Source organism: Sandaracinus amylolyticus, assembly GCF_000737325.1.
GTDB classification, from domain to species: Bacteria; Myxococcota_A; Polyangia; order Polyangiales; family Sandaracinaceae; genus Sandaracinus; species Sandaracinus amylolyticus.
This window is the reverse complement of record NZ_CP011125.1, coordinates 7,321,687-7,341,756: the sequence shown is the minus strand read 5'-3', so window position 1 is coordinate 7,341,756 and position 20,070 is coordinate 7,321,687. Positions and strand designations below refer to the sequence as shown.

Annotated in this window: 20 protein-coding genes; 12 read left to right on the top strand and 8 right to left on the bottom strand. The window is 73.5% G+C overall.

Translation table 11 applies throughout. The features are described 5' to 3' along the window. Positions 1-17 precede the first annotated feature (17 nt). Genes DB32_RS48660 through DB32_RS31020 form a run of 3 tightly spaced genes read left to right on the top strand, consistent with a single transcriptional unit; the run spans position 18 to position 4,638 of the window. A complete protein-coding gene (locus tag DB32_RS48660) occupies positions 18-1,091 on the top strand; it encodes an MXAN_5187 C-terminal domain-containing protein (protein WP_053236266.1) in 1,074 nt (357 codons plus the stop codon). Positions 1,092-1,098: 7 nt separating this feature from the next. Next, positions 1,099-2,565, top strand: a complete 1,467-nt coding sequence (locus DB32_RS31025) for a cellulase family glycosylhydrolase (RefSeq protein WP_053236265.1) — start codon at positions 1,099-1,101, stop codon at positions 2,563-2,565. A gap of 51 nt (positions 2,566-2,616) precedes the next feature. Next, a complete protein-coding gene (locus DB32_RS31020; protein WP_169791616.1) occupies positions 2,617-4,638 on the top strand; it encodes an AsmA family protein in 2,022 nt (673 codons plus the stop codon). A gap of 50 nt (positions 4,639-4,688) precedes the next feature. Here the strand turns inward: DB32_RS31020 and DB32_RS31015 are convergent, their stop codons facing one another. Beyond that, positions 4,689-4,970, bottom strand: a complete 282-nt coding sequence (locus tag DB32_RS31015; protein ID WP_053236263.1) for a hypothetical protein — start codon at positions 4,968-4,970, stop codon at positions 4,689-4,691. A 264-nt stretch (positions 4,971-5,234) separates the two neighbouring features. Between DB32_RS31015 and DB32_RS31010 the strand changes: the two genes are divergently transcribed. Further along, complete coding sequence (locus DB32_RS31010) at positions 5,235-5,675, top strand: DMT family transporter (RefSeq protein WP_053236262.1); 441 nt, start codon at positions 5,235-5,237, stop codon at positions 5,673-5,675. A gap of 61 nt (positions 5,676-5,736) precedes the next feature. On the opposite strand, the gene DB32_RS31005 is transcribed toward DB32_RS31010, so the two are convergent. The 3 genes from DB32_RS31005 to DB32_RS30995 form a co-directional block, all read right to left on the bottom strand. Continuing rightward, positions 5,737-6,942 carry an AI-2E family transporter gene (locus DB32_RS31005; protein WP_053236261.1) on the bottom strand — a complete coding sequence of 402 codons (1,206 nt, stop codon included), beginning with the start codon at positions 6,940-6,942 and terminating at the stop codon, positions 5,737-5,739. A 70-nt stretch (positions 6,943-7,012) separates the two neighbouring features. Next, positions 7,013-7,834, bottom strand: a complete 822-nt coding sequence (locus DB32_RS31000) for a TatD family hydrolase (RefSeq protein WP_053236260.1) — start codon at positions 7,832-7,834, stop codon at positions 7,013-7,015. A 173-nt stretch (positions 7,835-8,007) separates the two neighbouring features. Further along, complete coding sequence (locus DB32_RS30995; RefSeq protein WP_053236259.1) at positions 8,008-8,577, bottom strand: hypothetical protein; 570 nt, start codon at positions 8,575-8,577, stop codon at positions 8,008-8,010. Positions 8,578-8,660: 83 nt separating this feature from the next. On the opposite strand from DB32_RS30995, the gene DB32_RS30990 reads away from it, so the two are divergent. After that, the gene (locus DB32_RS30990) at positions 8,661-9,170 is read left to right on the top strand and encodes a hypothetical protein (protein ID WP_053236258.1); all 510 of its coding nucleotides are present in this window, start codon (positions 8,661-8,663) and stop codon (positions 9,168-9,170) included. On the opposite strand, the gene DB32_RS30985 is transcribed toward DB32_RS30990, so the two are convergent. Then, positions 9,151-9,801, bottom strand: coding sequence for a hypothetical protein (locus tag DB32_RS30985; RefSeq protein ID WP_053236257.1), 651 nt, complete (start codon positions 9,799-9,801; stop codon positions 9,151-9,153). The two genes, DB32_RS30990 and DB32_RS30985, sit on opposite strands and share 20 nt — an antisense overlap. A 40-nt stretch (positions 9,802-9,841) precedes the next feature. Here DB32_RS30985 and DB32_RS30980 point away from each other — a divergent pair, with 40 nt between their 5' ends. Continuing rightward, positions 9,842-10,870 carry a saccharopine dehydrogenase family protein gene (locus DB32_RS30980; RefSeq protein WP_053236256.1) on the top strand — a complete coding sequence of 343 codons (1,029 nt, stop codon included), beginning with the start codon at positions 9,842-9,844 and terminating at the stop codon, positions 10,868-10,870. Positions 10,871-10,895: 25 nt separating this feature from the next. On the opposite strand, the gene DB32_RS30975 is transcribed toward DB32_RS30980, so the two are convergent. Beyond that, positions 10,896-12,299: a hypothetical protein gene (locus DB32_RS30975; protein WP_053236255.1), complete on the bottom strand. Its 1,404-nt coding sequence runs from the start codon at positions 12,297-12,299 to the stop codon at positions 10,896-10,898. Between the two features lie 109 nt (positions 12,300-12,408). After that, positions 12,409-13,053, bottom strand: a complete 645-nt coding sequence (locus DB32_RS30970) for a hypothetical protein (protein ID WP_053236254.1) — start codon at positions 13,051-13,053, stop codon at positions 12,409-12,411. Between the two features lie 113 nt (positions 13,054-13,166). On the opposite strand from DB32_RS30970, the gene DB32_RS30965 reads away from it, so the two are divergent. The 5 genes from DB32_RS30965 (at position 13,167) to DB32_RS30945 (ending at position 18,281) form a co-directional block, all read left to right on the top strand. Beyond that, positions 13,167-14,018 carry a zinc-ribbon domain-containing protein gene (locus DB32_RS30965; protein WP_075097672.1) on the top strand — a complete coding sequence of 284 codons (852 nt, stop codon included), beginning with the start codon at positions 13,167-13,169 and terminating at the stop codon, positions 14,016-14,018. Beyond that, positions 14,018-14,311 (top strand): TonB family protein, encoded by a 294-nt coding sequence (locus tag DB32_RS30960; protein WP_157069592.1) that lies wholly within the window; start codon positions 14,018-14,020, stop codon positions 14,309-14,311. Before DB32_RS30965 ends, DB32_RS30960 begins: the two co-directional genes overlap by 1 nt. 95 nt (positions 14,312-14,406) lie before the next feature. Next, positions 14,407-15,378: a response regulator gene (locus DB32_RS30955; RefSeq protein WP_053236251.1), complete on the top strand. Its 972-nt coding sequence runs from the start codon at positions 14,407-14,409 to the stop codon at positions 15,376-15,378. A gap of 815 nt (positions 15,379-16,193) precedes the next feature. Continuing rightward, positions 16,194-17,708, top strand: a complete 1,515-nt coding sequence (locus tag DB32_RS30950; protein WP_053236250.1) for a methionine--tRNA ligase — start codon at positions 16,194-16,196, stop codon at positions 17,706-17,708. 18 nt (positions 17,709-17,726) lie between these two features. After that, positions 17,727-18,281, top strand: a complete 555-nt coding sequence (locus tag DB32_RS30945) for a hypothetical protein (protein WP_053236249.1) — start codon at positions 17,727-17,729, stop codon at positions 18,279-18,281. 33 nt (positions 18,282-18,314) lie between these two features. On the opposite strand, the gene DB32_RS30940 is transcribed toward DB32_RS30945, so the two are convergent. Continuing rightward, positions 18,315-19,139: a hypothetical protein gene (locus DB32_RS30940; protein WP_053236248.1), complete on the bottom strand. Its 825-nt coding sequence runs from the start codon at positions 19,137-19,139 to the stop codon at positions 18,315-18,317. Positions 19,140-19,194: 55 nt separating this feature from the next. Here DB32_RS30940 and DB32_RS30935 point away from each other — a divergent pair, with 55 nt between their 5' ends. Beyond that, a complete protein-coding gene (locus DB32_RS30935) occupies positions 19,195-20,061 on the top strand; it encodes a GNAT family N-acetyltransferase (RefSeq protein WP_053236247.1) in 867 nt (288 codons plus the stop codon). The last annotated feature ends 9 nt before the right edge of the window (positions 20,062-20,070 follow it).

The following is a 20,070-nucleotide window of genomic DNA, read 5'->3' as shown; positions in this document are numbered from 1 at the left end:
GTCGTGCCGCTGTACCGATGAGCCCCGGGGAGTACGAGCAGCTCTTGCACGACGCGGAGGTGCGTCTCGCGCGCCTGAAGTCGCTCTACGAGCAGTACTTCCAGGGCATCGAGAAGCTCGAGCCGGCGATCCCGCGCAAGGAGCTCGAGCGCGTGCTCGACATCCTGCGCAAGAACCAGCCGCGCAACACCGCGCTGCGCTTCCGCACCCAGATGCTGATCGCGAAGTACGGCACGTACGTGACGTACTGGCAGCGCATCGCCCGGCAGATCGAAGAGGGCACCTACCGTCGCGACGTCGTGCGCGCGCAGCAGCGCCGACACCGCGACGAGGCGCGCAAGAAGCGCACGAAGGACGGCGAGGCCGAGACGCCCGGCGCGTGGGAGCTCGACGTCGACGTCGACGAGGTCGAGGACCTGCGCAACTTCTCGTTCGACGACAGCGACGTCGACGCGATCCTCGGCGCGCTCGGTCCCTCGGCCCGCGAGCCGAGCGTCCCTCCGCCCGCGCGTCGCCTCTCGCCGTTCGGCTCGAGCATGCCGCCGCGGCCCAGCGCGCCGCCCGACGCGCTGCGCGCACCGCTGCCCGCGTCCCCGCCGCTCTCCGCGCCGAAGCCCGCGATCGCGCCGAAGCCCGCGACCGCGACGTTCGCGAAGCCCGTGAGCGCGACGTTCGGCAAGCCCGGCACCGCGACGTTCGCGAAGCCCGTCGCCGGCGCCCCCGCCGCGCCCAGCGCGCCGCTTCGTCATGCCGACGCGCCGCCCGGCTCCGCGCCGCGCGCGATCCCCCAGCTCCCGCAGCGACCCGCGGCCGCCGTGCCGCGCCCGCCCGCGCCTCCTCCGCCGCCTCGTCCGCCCGTCGCAGCGAGCCGCGAAGGGCTCGACGACGCGAACATGCGCAGCCTCTACGACCGCTACGTCGAGGCGCGCCGGCGCAACAACGAGCGCGTCGACAACGTCCGCTACGAGACGCTCGCGCAGAGCGTGCAGCAGATGCTGCCGAAGCTGCGCGAGAAGCACGGCGATCGGAAGATCGACTTCGACATCGTCGTGCAGAACGGCAAGGTCGGGCTCAAGCCGAAGCTCGGGTGAGGTCGCGATGGATCGACGGTTCGTGCTCGCGGGGATGGCGCTCACCCTGATCTCGTGCGGCGACGATCCAGCGCCCGTCGTCCTCGAGCCGTGGGATCCACCCGCGCAGCCCTGGGTGCGCTCCGATCGCGCGCGCTTGCGCGACGACGCGGATCGCGTGCTCGTGTTCCGCGGCATCAACGCGCGCGTCGAGGGGCTCTTCGACGTGACGTTCGACGACGGTCGCCTGCCGCTCGAGGAGATCCCCGCGTTCACGATCGACGACGCGCGGCGCATGCGCGCGCTCGGCCTCAGCGCGCTGCGACTGCCGATCAACTGGTCGGGCATCGAGCCGGTTCGGGGCGAGTACTCGGAGGCGTACCTCGAGCGCCTCGAGGAGGTCGTCGATCTCTGCCGCCAAGCGGGCGTGCACGTGATGATCGACTTCCACCAGGACGCGTACTCGAAGGAGATCGGCGAGGACGGCGCGCCGCTCTGGGCGATCCACCCGCCGCCCGACGAGCTGCTCGGCGGACCGCTCGGCGATCTCGAGGCGCGACGCACGAGCGAGCAGGTGCTCCGCGCGTTCGCGGGGTTCTTCGACACGCGCGACGAGGACACGACCGACGTGATGCTGCAGGCCGCGTACTTCGCGATGGCGCGGCACGTCGCGGAGCGCTTCGCCGATGACCCGTGGGTGCTCGGCTACGACCTCTACAACGAGCCGATCGCGGACGATCGGCTGCTCGTCGACTTCCACGCGCGCATGGCCGCGGAGCTGCGCGAGGTCGACGATCGCCACCTGATGTTCTTCGAGCCCAACTCGGTGCGGAACCTGACCGAGATGGGGCCGCGCGCCTCGGCGCCGTTCCCCGACGACGGGGGCGCGTACGCGGTGCACCTCTACACGCTCGCGTTCCGCGATCCGCGCAACGAGCTCGACACGGTCACGCTCGAGCGGCTGCGGCCCAACGTCGAGCGCGGGCTGACGGAGGCGTCGCTCTTCGACGTGCCGATGTTCGTCGGCGAGTGGGGCATCCGCCCGGACTCGCCGGGCTCCGACGACTACGTGCGCTTCATGCACGAGCTCTTCGACGAGACGTTCACGAGCGCGACGGTGTGGCTGTGGAAGGAGAATTCCCAGGGCAGCTGGGGCTTCCACGACTACGACCCGGAGAGCGGCGCGTTCACCGAGCGCGACGCGGTCGTGCGCGCCCACGCGCGCGTCTACGCCGAGGCGATCGCGGGCGAGCCGATCTCGATGCGCTACGACCTCGACGCGCGGCGCTTCGAGCTCGTCTACGAAGGGCGCGCCGACGACGCGCCGAGCGTCGTGTACGTGCCCGACGCGGCGTACTTCGCGCCCTCGTTCACGGTGCGCTGCGACGAGCGCGCGATCGAGCCCACGCCACCGCGTGATCCCGCGACGGGGCGCGTCGAGATCGTGTGCGGCGGGCCGGGGCGCCGCACCGTCGTGCTCGAGGCCACCGACTGATCGCTTGCGGTCGGCGAGGCGCGCACCGAGAGGATCGGGATGCGCCGCGCCGTGTCCGCAGCACGCATCGCGCTGGTCTCGGTCGCCGTCGTGCTGGCGCTCGCGATCGCGAGCGTGGTCGTGCTCGCGTCGATCGATCAGCGCGCGCTGACCGAGCGTGTGGTCGATCGCGTCGTGGCGGGCGCGTCCGAGAGCCTGGGGCGCGAGGTCACGTTCGAGGGCGCGCGAGGGCGGCTGCTGCCCGACGCGCGCGTGACGATCGAGGGCCTCCGGGTCGCAGGTCGGGCCGGTGAGCCGCCGCTCGTCGAGGTCGACGAGCTCCAGGTGCAGCTCCGCACGTGGCCGATCCTGCGCTCGCTCGGGCGCGAGGTCGCGATCCGCGAGGTCGCGGCGGTGCGGCCGTCCGTGCAGCTGATCCGCGACGCCGAGGGCAGCTGGAACGTGGAGGACCTCGCGCGAGAGCGCGCCGGTGCGGAGGCCGAGGTGACGCTGGCGCGGCTCGAGACGGTCGACGGCACGGTGAGCGTGATCGATCGCGGCGCGCAGGGTGCGAGCGAGACCGCCGTCGCGCTCACCGACGTCGACGCGGAGGCCGAGATGCACGGGCGCGCGCTCTCGCGGCTCCGGGTGCGCGCGGCGCTCGCGAGCCGTGCGCAGAACCTCGACGTCGATCTGGCGTTCGACGTCGCGCGAGGCGGCGCGGGCGTGGCGCACGCGCTGGAGGGCGGCTTCCCGCGGGTGCGCGGGACGATCGCGCTGCGCGACGCCGATCTCGTGCGCCTCGGCGGCGTGGTCCCGGCGGGGATGTCGCGCGTGCTGCGCGGCGGCCGAGTCGGCGTCGAGGCGGACGTCGCGACGCGCGACGACGGGCACTACGAGCTGCGCGGCGACGCGCGGCTCTCGGGGGTGCGCATGCGCGGCGGCGAGCCCGCCGAGGGATCGATGCGCGTGAACGCGCGCGTCGATCCCGCGTCGCCCGCGACGTTCCGCGCGGAGGTCGAGCGCGCGTCGCTGCGCGGTCCGGGCGTCGAGCTCGCGGGCTCGGGCACGTTCACGGCGAGCCCGCGTCGCGTGACGTTCGACGCGCACGGCCCGCTGCTCGATCTCGACGTGCTGCTCGCAGCGATGCCCGAGGGCGCGAAGCGCGCGGACGAAGGGCGACGCGACGTGGTGCCGCCGGGCGTACGGCGCACGCTCGAGGACACGAGCGCGCGCGGGACGGTGCGCTTCGATCGCGTCGTGAGCGGCCCGCTGGAGCTCCAGGATCTCGCGGCGACCGCGCGGCTGCGCGCCGGCGTGCTCGAGCTCGAGGCCGGCGAGGCGAAGCTGTACGGCGGACGCGTCGTCGCGTCGGGCACGCGCGTCGATCTCGGCCCCGAGGTGCCGGCGTGGACGCTGCGCGCGCGCCTCGAGAGCGTCGACGTCGCGGCGATGACGCGCGACGTCTCGGGGGACGAGCCGCTGATCGGAGCGCTCACCGGGCGCATCGACGCGACCGGCGCGGGCGCGCGCTGGGAAGACGTGCAGTCGAGCGCGGGTGGCTCGGGCGTGATCGAGCTGCACGACGGGACGCTGACGACCGGCGATCTGAGCGCGGCCGTCGCGACGGCGGCGGGGGACGCGCTGCGGCTCGCCGGGCGCGGCAGCGCGCGCGTCGACGCGGTGCGCGAGGGGCGAACCGATCTCGGCGCTCTCCGCATCGCGTTCCGGATCGAGCAGGGCTCGGTCGTGCTGCGGCAGCCGCTGACGGTGGAGGCGCCGTTCGGCGCCGCGCGGCTCGACGGCCGCATCGGCCTCGATCGATCGCTCGAGCTCTCGGGCACGGCGGTGCTCTCGCCGGACTTCATCGACGAGATCGCGGGCGTGCGGCCCGCGGGCCCGATCGAGGTGCCGCTCTCGATCGGCGGATCGCTCAGCGAGCCGGAGGTCTCGCTCTCGTCCGAGGCGCTCGCGTCCGCGCTCTCCGAGACGGCGCTGCGCGAGGGCGCGCGCGTGCTCGAGCAGGAGCTCGGCGAGCGCGCAGGAGAGGGCCTGCGCGACCTCGGACGGCGCATCCCGATCCCCGGCCTCTGAGCCGGGAGCGACGCGCCTCCCCCGAAGCGCGCGCTCCCGGACCGTATCGATCACCCGATCACGAGCAGGCCCATCGCCTCGCACTCGCTCGCGAGCACGGTGCCCGCGGGCACTTCGTCTCCGAGCCCCGCGCGACGCGCGATCTCGCGGGCCGCGCCGCGCAGCTCGCGCGTCGTCGGCACCTCGGAGGGCGTCGGCGCGGTCACGCAGCGCGCCTTCGCGAGGCGCCACGCGGCGGCGGGCAAGCTGCCCGCCTCCTCGAGGAGCTTCCGATGCGCGTCTCGCGATCCGAGCGAGAGGAGCCACTCGGTCAGCGTCATCCCGCTGCTCATGGCGCTCACCTCCTGTCCGGAGCGGAGCTCCGGAGGTCCAGAACACGACGAGCCCGGCCCTCCGCGCTCGTCGATGCCTCGTCCGCGGGCCCGCGAGCGGTCGCTCCGGGCCCGCGCCTCGCACCGCCGAGGGCCACTGCCAGCCTCGTGCCGCTCGCGGAGCGGCGTGCGGACGTCGCGTAATCCCTCGCTCGCGTAGAGTCCTGCCTCGCTGCGTGGCGATCGTGCGCGCGTGGTGCAGAGAGGGACTACGATGCGCGCTCCATGCAGCTCGGTGTCTTCGTCGCATTGATGATCGTCGCGGGCGCGATGATCGCGTTCCAGTCTCCGATCAACGCAGCGCTCGCGCGCTCCGTCGGCGTGTACAACGCGACCTTCGTGTCGTTCGCGACCGGCGTCGTCATCGCGGGCATCGTCGCGGTGCTGACGGGGGGCGGTGGCTCGCTGAGGCAGCTGTCGTCCGTACCGTGGTGGCAGTGGATCGGCGGTGCGCTCGGCGTGGCATACGTCACCACGATCATCGTCGCCGTACCGCGCATCGGCGTGACGACGATGATGGTCGCCGCGCTCGCCGGTCAGCTCACGACCGCGATGGTGATCGATCACTTCGGGTGGTTCGGGATCGAAGCGCGCGCGATGGACTGGCGCCGCGCGATCGCGCTGCCGCTCCTCGCGGCGGCGCTCTATTTCATCCACAAGAGGTGAGCCCCTGCAGGAGTGCTCGTCCCGCGGGTCCCGGACGGGAGCGCGCGAAGCGCGCGGACGATCACTCCGCGGCGTCCTTGCCGACGCCGGGCTCGCGGACCTGCTGCAGCGTGTCGAGCATCTCGTCCACGGGCGGCGCCGCGGGCGGCGGGACGTCGCCTTCCCGTGCCGGCGGAGGCGGCGGCGGGAGCCCGCTCGCGCGCTCGTCGAGCGTCTTCCAGCCCCACTCGCGCCGCTTGCTCTCCACGTACTCGTGCGAGCCGAGCAGGACCGCGATCCATCGCGTGTCCTCGTTCACCTCGAGCGCGCTGCGCAGGAGCATCGTGAGCGGCGCCGCGAAGAGCGCGCCGACCGGGCCCCACAGCCAGAAGAAGAAGAACATCGACGCGAAGACGACGAGCGTCGAGAGCCCGAGCGTCTTCCCCATCAAGCGCGGCTCGAGCACGTTGCCGATGACGAAGCCGATCGACAGGTGCCCCGCCGCCACCGCCGCCGCGCCGCCGGGCCCGAGCGTCAGCAGCGCGACGAGCACCGGCGGCACCAGCGAGATCGCGGGGCCCAGCGACGGGATGTAGTTCAAGAGGAACGCGAGCAGGCCCCAGAGCAGCGGGAAGTCGAGCCCGCAGACGGCCATCCAGCACCCGGTGAGCACGCCGGTGAGCACCGAGAGCACCGTCTTCACCACGAGGTAGCGCTGCACCTCGTACGCGGCGATCGCGGTCTTCTCGATGTGCGGGTTCGCGCGCCCGAGCAAGAGGTGCAGCTTCTCGCGCGCCCCGCGGGTCTCGAAGAGGAGGAACCCGAGCAGGAGCAGCACCATGAGCGCGTTGCTCACGATCTGCGTGAGCTCGTGCACGAGGTCGCCGACCACGCCCATCACCGCGCCGGCCGAGCGCAGCTCCTCGAGCAGCGCGTAGTCGACGGGCAGGTGCCACGAGCGCGCGAGATCGACCGTGGAGTGCGCGAGGTCGTCGAGCGCGAGCTGGTATGCGGGCAGCGCCTCCACGAAGCCGAGGAACGACGTCCAGAGCAGCGCGCCGAAGCCGACGACGAGCCCGATGTCGAGCAGCACCGTGAGCAGGATCGCGAGCGCCTCGGGCAGGTGCGCGCGGCGCTCGAGGAAGCGCACCACCGGCACCGAGATCACCGCGAGGAACAGCGCGCTGATGAACGGCAGGAAGAACCCACCGGCCACCCGCAGCCCCGCGATGACCACCACGAGCGCCGCGAGGACCAGCACGGTCTTCACCGGCGCGCCATCTCGCATGAATCGACAACCTAGCCCCGTGGCCAGGGCCCGTCACGCGACGCGCCCGCTGCCGACGGTCACGATCGCGTCACGGTGCTGCGCCGAAGAGCGCCGCGAAATTGTCGCTCATCCGCGCGCGCACCTCGTCCTCGCTGCACTTCCAGAGCTCGGCCGCGAACGCCGCGGTGCCCGCGACGTGCGCAGGCTCGCTGCGCTGTCCCGGCTCGGGCGCGAGGTAGGGACAGTCGGTCTCGAGCAGCACCTTGTCGCGCGGCAGCGTCTCGAGCATGCGCGTGAACGCCTCGTTGCGTCGCGCGTTCGCGGGGATCGAGAGCCAGTGGCCGCGATCCGCGATCTCGCGCGCGAGCTTCACGCGCCCGCCGAAGCAGTGCCAGTCGACGCGCTTCGCGCCCATCTCGTCGAGGATCTCGAGCGCGCGCCGCTCGCGCTTGCGGGTGTGGATGATGATCGGCTTGTCGTGCTCGAGCGCGATCGCGACGAGCGCCCGGAAGACCTTCTCCTGCGCGTCCCACAGCGCCTCGGGCACCCAGTATCCGTCGAGCCCGATCTCGCCGATCGCGAACGCCTCGCGCGCGTGATCGCGCACCCACGCGACGCCTTCCTCCGCGCTCACCGGCGGCACGTCGCGCGGATAGTCGACGCCCATCGCCTCCATCTCGCGGAGCACGGTGTCGACCGGATAGAACCCGAACGCGGGCTTCACGATCGGCGCTCCTCCGCCCCCGGGGAAGCGCGCGGCGAGGGCGCGCACCGCCTCGTTGTCGGTCGGGTTGAGCCCGTTCGAGACGATCGTCGTGACGCCCGCGGCGCGCGCGTTCGCGATCACGTCGTCGACGCGCGGTGCGAGCTCGGGGTGCGTGAGGTGTGCGTGGACGTCGAACAGGCCCATGAGGTGGGCGCAGTTCTAGGGCTCGGTCACGAGCGAGTCGATCGGCGAGAGCACCGATGCGCCCCGCGGTCGAGGCGCGAGGAGGAGGAATGCCGCTGGCATTTCGACGACGAGCAACGACGGCCGCGGGGATGCAGCGGCGCTCGGAGCCCGACCTGCTCGTGACCGGGCCCTCAGGGCCCGGCGGGCTCGGTGTCCGCTGCGGGCTCGTCCTTCTTGCGCGGCTCGCGCCCCGTCATCCACGCGACGACGCCGAGCAGCAGCACGAGGAACACGCTCGCCGCGACGATCCACAGACCGAGCGCGGTGTGCTGCACGAACATCTGCAGCAGCACGTAGAGCGAGTACCCGATCAGCCCGACGGCGATGCCGACCGCGACCTGCGCGGACCAGCGGAAGCCCATGAACGCGACCGCCGTGAGCGCGATGCCGAGCGCCGGCACGAGGAAGAGCAGCGGCGCGGGCGTGCCGACGAGCGTGTCGGTGCTCGTCGCGAGGGTGAGCCCGCTGTGCTCGACCATCTGGCCCGCCGCGTCGCCGGCCCCGTTCTCGCGGTACCACGGCAGGAAGAAGCCCACGAGCAGCGCGAGACCGCCGAACCCGATCATCACGCGCAGCGCGATCTGCAGCGGCGTCTGCGCCTTGCTGCTCGCCGCGGTCGAAGCGGCCGCGGGCGTCGCGAGGCTCGCGTCGTCGTCGTCGCTCGCGCTCTTCTTCGTGGTGGAGGGGAGGGGCTCGGCCATCGCGGAATCGACCTTACCGCAACTCGCGCGTCGATGTGTGCGCGACTGGCGCGAGGCATCTCCACGCGGCAACCTCGCGCGCCGTGGAATTCCCGAGACCCGTCGATCCCGAGTTCGTCGCCGACTGTCCGTATGGCCCGGGCGGGCTCCTCATCGATGCGATCCTCGCCGTCGATCCCGCGGCGAGCATGGTGCGTGCGCGCATGCCCACGCACGACGAGCTGCCGCTGACGCGCGAGCAGCGCGCGCACCCGGTGCGTCATCCGCGCCACGTGAGCGGTGGGCTCATGGTGCACATGACGGGCATGGTCGGCTTCGCCCACGCCTACTACGTGCTCGGGCTGCGCCACGCCGACGGATGGATCGGCTACGGCGGGCGCATCCACAACGCGCGCTTCCGCGCGCTCGCGTCGCCGGGCGAGCCGATGGAGCTCGAGTGCGTCGCGAAGCTCGTGCGCCGCGGCGCCAAGCGCGTGCTCGCGCGCTACGACCTGCGCTTCTACCAGGGCGCGAAGCTGATCTACGAGGGCGATCAGACCGCGATGTGGCTGCGGCTCGAAGAAGGCACCGACCTCACCGCGCTCGAAGACTGATCGTGCGCGCGCGCGATCGCGCGCCCCAGCGCGTCGTGATCGCGACCTCGTCGCCGCGCAGCGTGATCGAGTGCGCGCCCCCGGCGCCATGGCGCGAGAGCGTTCGCGCCTCGAGCAGCGCGCCGTCGTCGATGCGCAGCACCGCGAGGTGCAGCTCGGCGCCCAGCGCCGAGCAGTCGGACCAGCGGACGCGCGTGAGCACCGCGACGCGGCGCGCGTCGGCATCGAAGCTCATCGCGAGCACCGACGTCTCGTCCGCGATGACCGGCCACGGGATCGCGAGGGCGCGCACCAGCGATCCGTCGGCGACGCGATGCACGCGCACGAATTCGGGCGCGCACGACGGCGTGACCGGCACCGTGACCCCGCTCGTCCCGAAGCACGCGCCGGCGGTCGCGACGAGCGTGCCCGAGGGATCGATCACCGCGTGGGTGAGGCGCGCCGGGCGGTGGCGCGCGCCGGTCCCCACCGATCCGTCGCGACGCGGCGGCGGATAGCCGGGGAGCACGACGTCGCCGATCTGCACGCGATCCGCGGCGACGACCGGCATCTGCGCGTGGGCCGGCGCAGCCGCGACGAGGAGGGCGAGGACGACGAGCCGCGTGCGCACGTCCAGCGTACGTCGGAGCACGGCTCGTCGATTCCCGGGGATGGGACCTAGATCGCTCCCGATGCGGATCGTCGTGATCGGTGGGCGCGGGTTCCTCGGCTCGCGCGCGGTGCGCGCGCTGCGGGGCGCGCCGGGCGTGGAGGTCGTGTGCGCCGGGCGACACGGGGATCTCGTCGTCGACCTGCATCGGCCCGAGACGTTCGCCGCGCTGGACGGCGCCGACGTGGTGGTGAACGCCTCGAGCTCGCACCTCGCGCCACCCGATGCGCTCGCCGCGTTCTGCCTGACGCGCGGCCACGTGCTGCTCGAGGCGAGCTCGGATCGTGTCGTCGTGGAGCGTTTGCTCGACACGTTCCGCGGGCGCGACGCGCAGGGCGCGCTGGTGCTGGGCGCGGGGATCTTCACCGGGATCAGCAACGCGCTCGCCGCGCACGCGTCGCGCGCGGTCGGCGGCGCGAGGTCGATCGAGCTCGGGGTGTCGAGCTCGCCGTTCTCCGGCGCGGGCGGCGGCACGATCGATCTGATGGCGGACGCCGTCGCGACCCCGACGCGCGTCGTGCGCGCCGGGGCGCGCGTCGACGCACCGCCGATCGCACCGGGACCGGCGATGCCGTTCGTCGAGGGCGAGCGCGCGACGGTCCACGTCGCGTTCGCCGAGCCGGTGATGGTGCACGCGAGCACGGGCGCGAGGGACGTCGCGATGTACATGGCGCCGGCGCCCGCGTGGCTGCGCCGTGCGTTCCTCGCGCTGCCGCTCTCGCTCGTGCGCAGCCGCGTGTTCGGCGCGCTCTTCCGCGTGTACTTCCGCTTCCTGCGGCGCGTGCTGCTGCGCTCCGTGGTCACGCGCGTCGGGCTGGTCGCGCGGGCCCGTCGCGACGAGCGCGAGCACGTCGCGATGCTCTCGTTCGACGACGGGTTCGACGCGGGCGGCGTCGCGATCGCGGCGACGGCGCTCGTGCTCGCGCGTCGCGGCGGGCGCGTCTCGGGGACGTTCGTCGTCGACGAGCTCGTCCCGCTCGACGTGATGCTCTCGGTGATGCGCCAGATCGACGGGAGCCTGCGCTTCACCGCGCGCGGCGTGAGCGACTGAGCCCCGCCGCGCGCGTCGCCGCGCGTCAGCAGCCCGTGTGCGTGATGCAGCGCGTGATCGGCCCGCGGCACTCGCGGGTCACGCACGAGATGTCGCGGCAGTCACCGCCGACGAACGCGTTGATCGCGCAGTTGACCGCCTCGTCGAGGAAGACCTGCGCGCTCGGGCACGTCTGCGCGCCGCACGCGAAGATGCACGAGAGGTTGAAGTCCGGGATGCCGCCGCCGCCGAACTCGAAGCAGCCGAGCACGCACATGAAGCTCTCGCTGCACGAGTTGAGCTCGCACATGCCGCAGTCGCTCGGGCAGTTCACGCACGTCTCGGAGCGCGAGCTCTCGCAGCGCATGTTCCCGCAGAACGCGCACGAGCCGCAGTCCGCCGCGCAGCTCGAGCAGCTCTCGGTGCCGCTGCAGCGACCATCGCCGCAGCCCATGCAGCGACCGCAGTCCTCGGCGCACGTGAAGCACGTCTCGCCCGCCGCCGCGTCGCACGTTCCGTCGCCGCACGGATCGCACTCGCCGCAGTCCGCGGGGCACGAGAAGCAGTCCTCGTCGGGCGGCTCGCAGAAGCCCGCGCCCGCCGTGCCCGGGCCGCAGCGCGAGCACGCGCCGCAGTCCTCGGGGCACGATCCGCACGTCTCGCCGCGCGCCGCGTCGCAGCGACGATCCCCGCACGTGCTGCACACGCCGCAGTCCATCGGGCACGTGCTGCAGTCCTCGGTCGCCGTGTTGCACGTGCCGTTGCCGCACGTCTCGCAGCGCCCGCAGTCCTCGGGGCACGAGCTGCACGTCTCGGTGCTCGAGCACATCCGGTCGCCGCAGCGCACGCAGCGACCGCAGTCGGTCGCGCACGTCGCGCACGTCTCGCCGCCGTCGCACATGCCGTTGCCGCAGGTGTCGCAGCGGCCGCAGTCGACCGCGCACGACGAGCACGTCTCGCCGGTGCCGCACGTCCCGTCGCCGCAGCGCGCGCACGCGCCGCAGTCGCCGGGGCAGGAGAAGCAGCTCTCGCCGTCGTTGCACGTCCCGTCGCCGCACGTCGCGCACGCGCCGCAGTCCTCGGGGCAGCTGCGACAGCTCTCGGTCGGATCGCACGTGCCGTCGTCGCAGGTCTCGCAGACGCCGCAGTCGCTCGGGCAGATCGTGCAGTCCTCGCCGTCCGTGCACATCCCGTCGCCGCATCCGCCGCACGCGCCGCAGTCGACCGCGCACGACTCGCACGTCTCGCTCGGGTTGCAGCGTCCGTCGCCGCAGCGCGCCGCCGGCGCGTCGCTCCCCGGCGCGTCGGGCGGAGGCACGTCGCCATCGACCTGTGGTCCTGCGTCGAAGCCGTCGACCGGTCCGGTGCGCAGCGTGGAGCGGCCGCACGCGGAGAGCGCGAGCACCGCGATCGCGAGCGTCGAGAGGAGGGCGAGGCGCGTGGAGGACATGATTCGTCTCCGCAGAGCAGAAGGAAGAAGTGCCCGACGACGGTAGAGGAATCGCTCCCGCTACGCCATATCCCGTCCGACGCCGCCTCCCGCGCGCCGGTGAGCGTCGTCACTGCTCGCGCACGCGATACGTCGGCGGCGCCCACCCGCCGAGCCCGAGGTCCGCGACGCCGCGCACCGTCAGCACGCCGAGCACGACGAGGTCGTTGGTGCCCCCCGTCGGCGCGAGCTGATCCGTCGAGAGCGCGCCGACCCAGCGCGTCGCCACGCGGAAGAACACGCCGCCGAGGACTCCGTCGGGCAGGAAGAGCGGCACGTCGACGCCGAGCCCGAGCGCGGTCGCGACCCCGACGTCGTCGTCGAACGGACCGATCGCGACGCCGAGGTCGATGCCGATCGAGTCCACGAAGAGATCGAGCCACGCGTCGCCCGACTGCATGTTCATGAGGAACCGCAGCAGGAAGAGCGGGCGCACGTCGACGCCGACGATCACGCGATCGTCGCCCTCGGGCCGCCACTCGGGCGCGATCACGAGGCCGCCGCTGTCGAGCAGGCGCGCGCGCAGCTCGATCGTCGTCGTGCCGGTGATCTCCGGGCCGACGCGATCGTTCACGACCATGCCGCCGCCGATGCCCGCGCTCAGCACGAGGTCGCCGGAGAGGCGGCCGTACACCGTGTCGCCCTCGTCGGCGCGCGCGATCGCGGGCGCGAGGAGACAGGCGAGGGCGATCAGCGATGGAAGCGCGCGGTGCACGGGCCGCGACTGTAGGCTCCGGATCGGTCGAGAGCGAGCGCGCTGCGCCGACGTGCAGGCGCGCGCGGCCGTCGGAGCACGAGCGCTCTGATAGGCTCGCGCGCGAGGAACGAATGGCGTCGATGGTCTTCTGTCAGTCGTGCGGTGCCCGCAACACGGACGACTCGCGCTTCTGCAACATGTGCGGAGCGCGGATCGCGGCGCCGGGCGAGCCGGGCGGACCGATCGGCGCGGCGGGCGGCGCTCCCACGAGCAGCGGGACCACCTCGTCGGGCACGAGCACGGGCGCGAGCACCATGAGCGGCTCGCGGGTCTCGCTCGAGGCGATCGGCGTGCGCTCGGGGCGTCGCACCTGGGGGATCCTCATCGCGGCGGGGCTCGCGCTGTTCGGGCTCGGCGCGGGCGGGATGTTCGTGATGATGCGTCCCGGCGACGCACCGCCCGCGGCCGAGGCGCCCGGCGAGGGCACGCCCGAGGACGAGGCGCCGATCGAGATCGGCGATCCCGTCCCGGCGGGCGAAGAGCTCCCCGAGGACATCGACTTCGTGCCCGGCACGCCGCGCGTCACCAAGCGAACCGGCGGCGCGACGCGGCCGCGCGGGAGCCCGTCGACCGGCGGCGGTTCCTCGACGGGCGGCGGTGCCTCGACGGGCGGCGGCGCCTCGACGGGCGGCGGTGCCTCGACCGGCGGCAGCGCCTCGACGGGCGGCGCCTCGACGGGCGGCGCCTCGACGGGCGGCGGCGCCTCGACGGCGGCGGCGCCTCGACGGGCGGCGGCGCCTCGACGGGCGGCGGCGCCTCGACGGGCGGCGGCGCCTCGACGGGCGGCGGCGCGACCACCCCCGTCGATCCCGGCACCACCACCGGCGGCTCCGGCGCCCCGACCGGCGGTGGCACCTCGACCGGCACCGTCGACTGGGAGCGCGCGGGCGGCGTGCCCGAGGGCGAAGAAGAGGACGTGCTGATGGACGCCTACGCGGCGCACGTGCGGCGCTACATCCGCGAGTACTACATCCGCCGCGCGCAGATGTGCTTCGACCACGAGTCGCGCGTCGATCAGCAGGCGGTGCGCGGCACCGTCGTCATCGGCTTCACGATCCAGGGCTCGGGCGAGGTCACGGGCGCGCAGATCGAGCGCAACACCACCGGCCGCGACGCGCTCGCTGCGTGCCTGCAGCGTCAGGTCGAGGACTGGCGGCTGCCGCGTCCGCCCGAGGGCGTCGACGAGCTGCCCATGCAGATGCCCTTCTCGCGCTGACCGCTCCGGCCTGTCCGTTCGGCCGGATCGGGCGTTCGCTTCTCTCTTCTCTCTTCCGCGCATCCCGACGACACTCTCGTTCGAGGAGAGCGCGGATGGCGGGTGAGGAGCTGCTGATCGTCGACTCGGTGGATCGCGATCGCGAGGGGCTCCGTCGCTTCTTCGATCAGAAGGGCTTCGTGTGCACGGCCGCGCGCACCGGGCCCGAGGCGCGCGACTACGTCACCAACAAGTTCTTCCCCGCCGCGCTGATCGACCTCGACGTCGACACCCAGGGCGGCGGGCTCGAGCTCGTGCGCTTCGTGCGCGAGCGCTCGCGACAGACCGCGGTGATGCTGCTGACGAGCCGCCGCTCGTTCGAGGGCGCCGTCGCCGCGATGCGCCTCGGCGTGCAGGACGTGATCGTGAAGGCGCCCGACCAGGTCGAGCACATGCGCGCCGCGGTCGAGACCGGCGTCGCCCGCTACAAGGCGCGCGACGAGGGCGGCGAGCTGCACCGCGACGTGCGCACCGTGCTGAACGAGTCGTTCAAGGTGATCCTCGAGCTCGCGCGCCGCACCTACGCGGACGTGTCGATGGCCGCGCCGCCGATGCGCCCGAAGGTGCTCTTCGTCGACGGCGACGGCGACTTCCTCAACGCGCTCGCCCCGCTGGTCACGAAGGAGAGCTGGGAGATCCTCGCCGACAACAGCGGCGGCGCGGCGCTCGATCGCGGCTCGCGCGAGCGCATCGACATCATCGTCGCCAACGCCGAGCTCCCGGACCTGCGCGGCTCGATGGTGATCAAGACGCTGCAGGCGGAGCGCAGCGAGCTGCTCGGTCTGCTCTACCACCGCATGGGCGCCGAGGGTCACATCGACCGGATCGAGCGCGGTCAGGTCGACGGAGTGATCCGCCCGTTCGCGAAGCCCGAGCAGCTCGTCGCGGCGGTGAAGAAGATCACCGGCGAGCTCGCCACGAAAGCCCAGGAGCGCCGGCTGATCCAGGCGTTCCGCGCCGAGCACACCGACTACCTGCGTCGCTTCGCGAAGGTGAAGGCGCAGATCGACAACCTGATCGAAGACTGAGCGGGGGCCGGGGCCGGGGCGCGACCCGGCGCGGGGCCCGCTCGGGGACTGCGCGGGCGCGGCGCGCTGCGCGGCGTGCCGGGCGGCGCGAAGACGAGGCGTGGCGCGGCCGGGTGGCGCGGCCGGCGCTCGCGATTCCGTGGGGGGCCCGGACACGTGGCGCGACCGGCGATCGTGAGTCGATCACCGGTGCGGACGCGTGGCGGGCGGGGCGATCGCGATCCGAGGAACGGTGCTGACGCGTGGCGGGGGCCGCGATCACGAGCGGATGACGGGGGCGGACGCGCGTCCGGGGGCGTGATCGGAAGTCGAGGAACGGTGCGGACACGCGTCGGGGGGCGTGATCGGAAGTCGAGGAACGGTGCGGACACGCGTCCGGGGGCGTGATCGGAAGTCGACGAGCGGTGACGCCACGCGTCCGGGGCCGTCACGGGGCGCGGATCGGCGCTCGGCCGGGGAATCCGCAGTGGTTTCGCGCGCCCGATCTCAACCTCGGTCGGTCGTCGTGAGCCTCGATCGGGGACGTGCGAGGGCGCCCGCCACGGGTCGGGGACACTCGCGGGCGTCCGCAAGCGGGGATGCCGCGCGCCGTCCTTGCTCCGCGCCGCGCGGCGGGCACACTGACCGTCATGGCCATCCTCGGCGCGCTCATGTCGATGCCCCGCTTCCGCGGGGCGCACGCGCCGACGACTGCCTGATCCGTTCCACCGCATCACGCACGACCCGGCCGCGCCCTCTCGCGAGGCGCGGCGTCGTGGTGAGCGTGACGACGTGACTTCGTGAGCGTGCGCGGCCGGCGTGAGGAGCACGCCGCCATGACGATCCCGTTCTACGTCTCGACCGCCATCCCCTACGTCAACGCCGAGCCGCACCTCGGCTTCGCCTACGAGGCCGTCCTCGCCGACGTGATCGCGCGACACGCGCGCGCCCGCGGCCACGACGTGCGCTTCGTGACCGGCTCCGACGAGCACAGCTTGAAGAACGTGCTCGCCGCCGAGCGCGCCGGCGTCTCGGTCGCGGAGCTCGTGCGCGCGAACGCCGCGCGCTTCGCCGCGCTGCGCGAGACGCTCGATCTCTCGACCGACGTGTTCGTGCGCACCAGCGAGCCGCGCCATCGCGCGGCGGTGGAGCGCTCGTGGCGCGCGCTCGCCGAGCGCGGCGAGCTCTACCGCGCGCCCTATCGCGGCCTCTACTGCGCGGGCTGCGAGCGCTTCGTCGACGAGGGCGAGGAGCGCTGCGACGAGCACCCGCAGAGCGCGCTCGAGCGCGTCGAGGAGGAGAACTGGTTCCTCCGTCTCTCTGCGCACGGCGAGACGATCGCGCGTGCGATCGACGAAGGACGGCTGCGCATCGAGCCCGAGGCGCATCGACGCGAGGTGCTCGCGCTCTTGCGCGCGGGGCTGCGCGACGTGAGCGTCTCGCGCTCGGCGAGGCGCGCGCGTGGCTGGGCGATCCCGGTGCCCGGAGACGCTGGGTCGGCCAAGGACGCGCAGGTGATCTGGGTGTGGCTCGACGCGCTCACGAGCTACGCGTCGGCGATCGGCTACGGAGACGACGACGAGGCGTTCGGCGCGTCGTGGCGCGAGGCGCGCGAGCGCGTGCACGTGCTCGGCAAGGGCATCCTGCGCTTCCACGCGGCGCTCTGGCCGGCGCTGCTCTCGGCGGCGCGCGAGCCCTGGCCGACGCGCCTCTACGTGCACGGCTACGTGACGGTCGAGGGCCGGAAGATCGCGAAGTCGGGCGCGGCCGCGATCTCGCCGTTCGAGCTGGTCGCGCGCCACGGCACCGACGCGGTGCGCTGGTTCCTCCTGCGCCACCTGCCGGTCGATCGCGACGGCGACTTCTCGCTCGAGCGCTTCGTCGCGGTGCACGACGCGGAGCTCGCGAACCAGCTGGGCAACCTGCTCGCGCGCACGGTGTCGCTGATCGAGCGCGCGGGCGGACGCGTGCCGAGCGCGCACGAGGAGACGGAGCTCGAGCGCGCGCTGCGGGTGGAGGTCGACGGGCTCGCGGCGCGCGTCGACGACGCGCTGGATCGCTTCGCGCCGCACGAGGCGGCGAGCGCGATCGCGCGCGTGGTGCTCGCGGCGAACGCCTACGCGGATCGCCGCGCGCCGTGGTCGCTCGCGCGGGATCCCGACGCGCGGCCCGCGCTCGAGACGACGCTCTTCCATCTCGCCGACGCGCTGCGCGTGATCGCGCTCGCGCTCGCGCCGCTCTTGCCGTCCACGGCGCGCGCGATCGCGCACCAGCTCGGCGCCGATGCGCTCGGCGCGCCGGGGCTCCACGTGCGTCGAGGTGCGCCGCTCTTCCCGCGCATCGCTCGCTGACGCGGACGTACCTGCGAGGTGTCGACGCGCTGGTGGTACGCGTGGTATGCGGCGGCGCTGAGGGATCACATGGTCGATCGGAAGCACATCGACGAGGACAACCTGAAGGTCGAGGCCGACCTCGACGCGCCGCGCGACAGCCTCGTGCCGGTCGCGGGCGGAGTGACCGTCGTGGTCACGCAGGCGTTCGGGCCCGACGGCGAGAGCCTGGTCGGCGTCGGCGACGTCGAGTTCGACGGCCACGCGGCCGTCACGCTCAAGGTGCGCGCGCACGGCCGCGAGGGGCTCGTCCACCTCTCGCCGATCCACGGCGACCGTCGCAAGACCGGCATGACCGATCTGCCGCTCGGCACGCGCCTCGAGCTGCTCTCGCCGGTCACCGGCAAGAAGCTCGATCGCCTGGGCCCGGTCGACGACGGAAGCGGCGCCGACTACTACGCGATCTACCTGACGCCGCGCCTGAGCCAGGGCGCGTGCGTGATGGTCACCGACGTCTGGGGCCACTACCACTCGCGCATCGTCGACGACAACGCGCTCATCTCGTACTGGGCGCGCAACCATCCCGACGAGTGACTCGGCGCGCAGCGCGCACGTCGTGCGCTGCGCTCAGCCGAAGTACACGCAGCAGCCGGTCACGCAGTAGTACGTCGCCGGACAGCCGGGCTCGCCGGCCAGCCCGCACGTCTGCACGCCGGGCGCGCAGCGGCGCACCGGCGGGCCGCCGTCCTCGCCGCCGGCGCAGCTCGAAGGCAGGCGCGTCCGCCCGACGCACAGCTCGCAGGTCTCGCACTCGTTGAAGCAGTCGAGCACCGGCGTGCACGGGCGGCAGCGCGTGGGATCGTCGAGCCCGGCCGCGTCGCACGAAGGCTCGCCCTCGTCGTCGATCGACCCGACGAACACGAAGCGATCCCCGCCGACCGGCAGGTTGCAGCACCCGAAGCAGTCGCACCCGTTCGGCGTCAGCGCGCCGCACGCCGCGCCGCAGACGTCGCTCTGCGTCTCCGGGCAGCGCGCGTCGGCGGGCGGCGGATCGCGCGGCATGCACATCGCGCGAGGGTCGGGCCCGAGCGGATCGCAGCGGTGGTCCCAGTGGCAGCCGTCGTTGCCCGAGCCCTGGTTCGCATCGAAGTAGCAGTCGAGCGAGCATCCCGCGCCGTCGCCGCCGGGGATCGCGAGGCCGAGGATCTCCTCGCTGTCGTCGCACGGGCCGATGCACTCGGGATCCGCGGCGTCGGCGCGGCCGTCGCCGTCCTGGTCGATGCAATCGCCGCAGGCGTAGGTGCGCGGCCCGCACGCGACGCGCGTGCACCCTGGCTCGATCGCTCCGTCGGGCCCGCGCCGTCCTCCGCCGTCGGTCTCGCCGATCGTCGCCGACACGGTGCAACCGAGCGAGAGCACGAGAGAGAGCGCGGTCGTGAGCGCGGCGCGCATGCGTGAGCGCAGCTTAGTACACGGCGTCGCGCGCCGAGCGCGCTATCACGGGCGGGTGACACACGTCCGCCTGCTCGCTCCGGGTGATGAGGCGCGCGCCGACGCGTTCCTCGCGGCGCACACGGAGTCTTCGATGTTCCTGCGCGCGAACCTGCGCGCGGCCGGGCTCGTCGACGAAGGCGCGCCGCTCCAGGGGACGTGGGCCGCGGCGCTCGACGACGGCGGACGCGTCGTCGCGATCGCGGCGCACGCGTGGAACGGCATGGTGCTGCTGCAAGCGCCGATCGCGCTGCGCGAGGTGGTGCACGCGGTCCTCGCGGAGACGCGGGGGAGCGACGTGGCGGGCTTCTCCGGGCCGTACGCGCAGACGTCGCAGGCGCGCGAGGTGCTGGGGATGACGGCGCGCCCGGCGTCGCTCGACTCGCGCGAGCACCTCTACGCGCTCGAGCTCGCGTCGCTGCGCGTGCCCGATGCGCTCGCCGCGGGCGCGGTCCGCGCGCGCCGCACGCGCGACGTCGACGTCGATCGCTGCAGCGCGTGGCGCGAGGACTACAGCGCGGAGCTGCTCGGCGTGAGGCGCGGCGCGGAGCTCGCGCGCCGTGCGCGGAGCGAGATCGAGCGGCTGCACCAGCAGGGCGACGCGTTCGTGCTCGAGCACGAGGGCGAGGTCGTGGCGTACTCCGCGTTCAACGCGCGTCTGCCGGACGTGGTGCAGGTCGGCGGGGTGTGGACCCCCGTCGCGCTGCGCAGCCGAGGGTACGCGCGCGCGGTGGTCGCGGGCTCGCTGCGCATCGCGCGCGACGAGGGCGCGTCGCGCGCGGTGCTGTTCACGGGCGAGGGGAACGTCGCGGCGCAGCGCGCCTACGAGTCGCTGGGGTTCTCGCGGCGCGGCGTGTTCGGGCTCGTGCTCTTCGCCTCGTGACCCTAGGAT

What these genes read in the sequence shown, in the direction of transcription:
- DB32_RS48660 (WP_053236266.1), top strand. Translation starts at nt 18, where the DNA reads ATGAGCCCCGGGGAGTACGAGCAGCTCTTGCACGACGCGGAGGTGCGT.
- DB32_RS31015 (WP_053236263.1), bottom strand. Translation starts at nt 4,970, where the DNA reads ATGAGCAGCGGGATGACGCTGACCGAGTGGCTCCTCTCGCTCGGATCG.
- DB32_RS30955 (WP_053236251.1), top strand. Translation starts at nt 14,407, where the DNA reads ATGGCGGGTGAGGAGCTGCTGATCGTCGACTCGGTGGATCGCGATCGC.
- DB32_RS31000 (WP_053236260.1), bottom strand. Translation starts at nt 7,834, where the DNA reads ATGGGCCTGTTCGACGTCCACGCACACCTCACGCACCCCGAGCTCGCA.
- DB32_RS30940 (WP_053236248.1), bottom strand. Translation starts at nt 19,139, where the DNA reads ATGCGCGCCGCGCTCACGACCGCGCTCTCTCTCGTGCTCTCGCTCGGT.
- DB32_RS31005 (WP_053236261.1), bottom strand. Translation starts at nt 6,942, where the DNA reads ATGCGAGATGGCGCGCCGGTGAAGACCGTGCTGGTCCTCGCGGCGCTC.
- DB32_RS31025 (WP_053236265.1), top strand. Translation starts at nt 1,099, where the DNA reads ATGGATCGACGGTTCGTGCTCGCGGGGATGGCGCTCACCCTGATCTCG.
- DB32_RS30975 (WP_053236255.1), bottom strand. Translation starts at nt 12,299, where the DNA reads ATGTCCTCCACGCGCCTCGCCCTCCTCTCGACGCTCGCGATCGCGGTG.
- DB32_RS30995 (WP_053236259.1), bottom strand. Translation starts at nt 8,577, where the DNA reads ATGGCCGAGCCCCTCCCCTCCACCACGAAGAAGAGCGCGAGCGACGAC.
- DB32_RS30965 (WP_075097672.1), top strand. Translation starts at nt 13,167, where the DNA reads ATGGCGTCGATGGTCTTCTGTCAGTCGTGCGGTGCCCGCAACACGGAC.
- DB32_RS30960 (WP_157069592.1), top strand. Translation starts at nt 14,018, where the DNA reads ATGGACGCCTACGCGGCGCACGTGCGGCGCTACATCCGCGAGTACTAC.
- DB32_RS30950 (WP_053236250.1), top strand. Translation starts at nt 16,194, where the DNA reads ATGACGATCCCGTTCTACGTCTCGACCGCCATCCCCTACGTCAACGCC.
- DB32_RS31010 (WP_053236262.1), top strand. Translation starts at nt 5,235, where the DNA reads ATGCAGCTCGGTGTCTTCGTCGCATTGATGATCGTCGCGGGCGCGATG.
- DB32_RS30980 (WP_053236256.1), top strand. Translation starts at nt 9,842, where the DNA reads ATGCGGATCGTCGTGATCGGTGGGCGCGGGTTCCTCGGCTCGCGCGCG.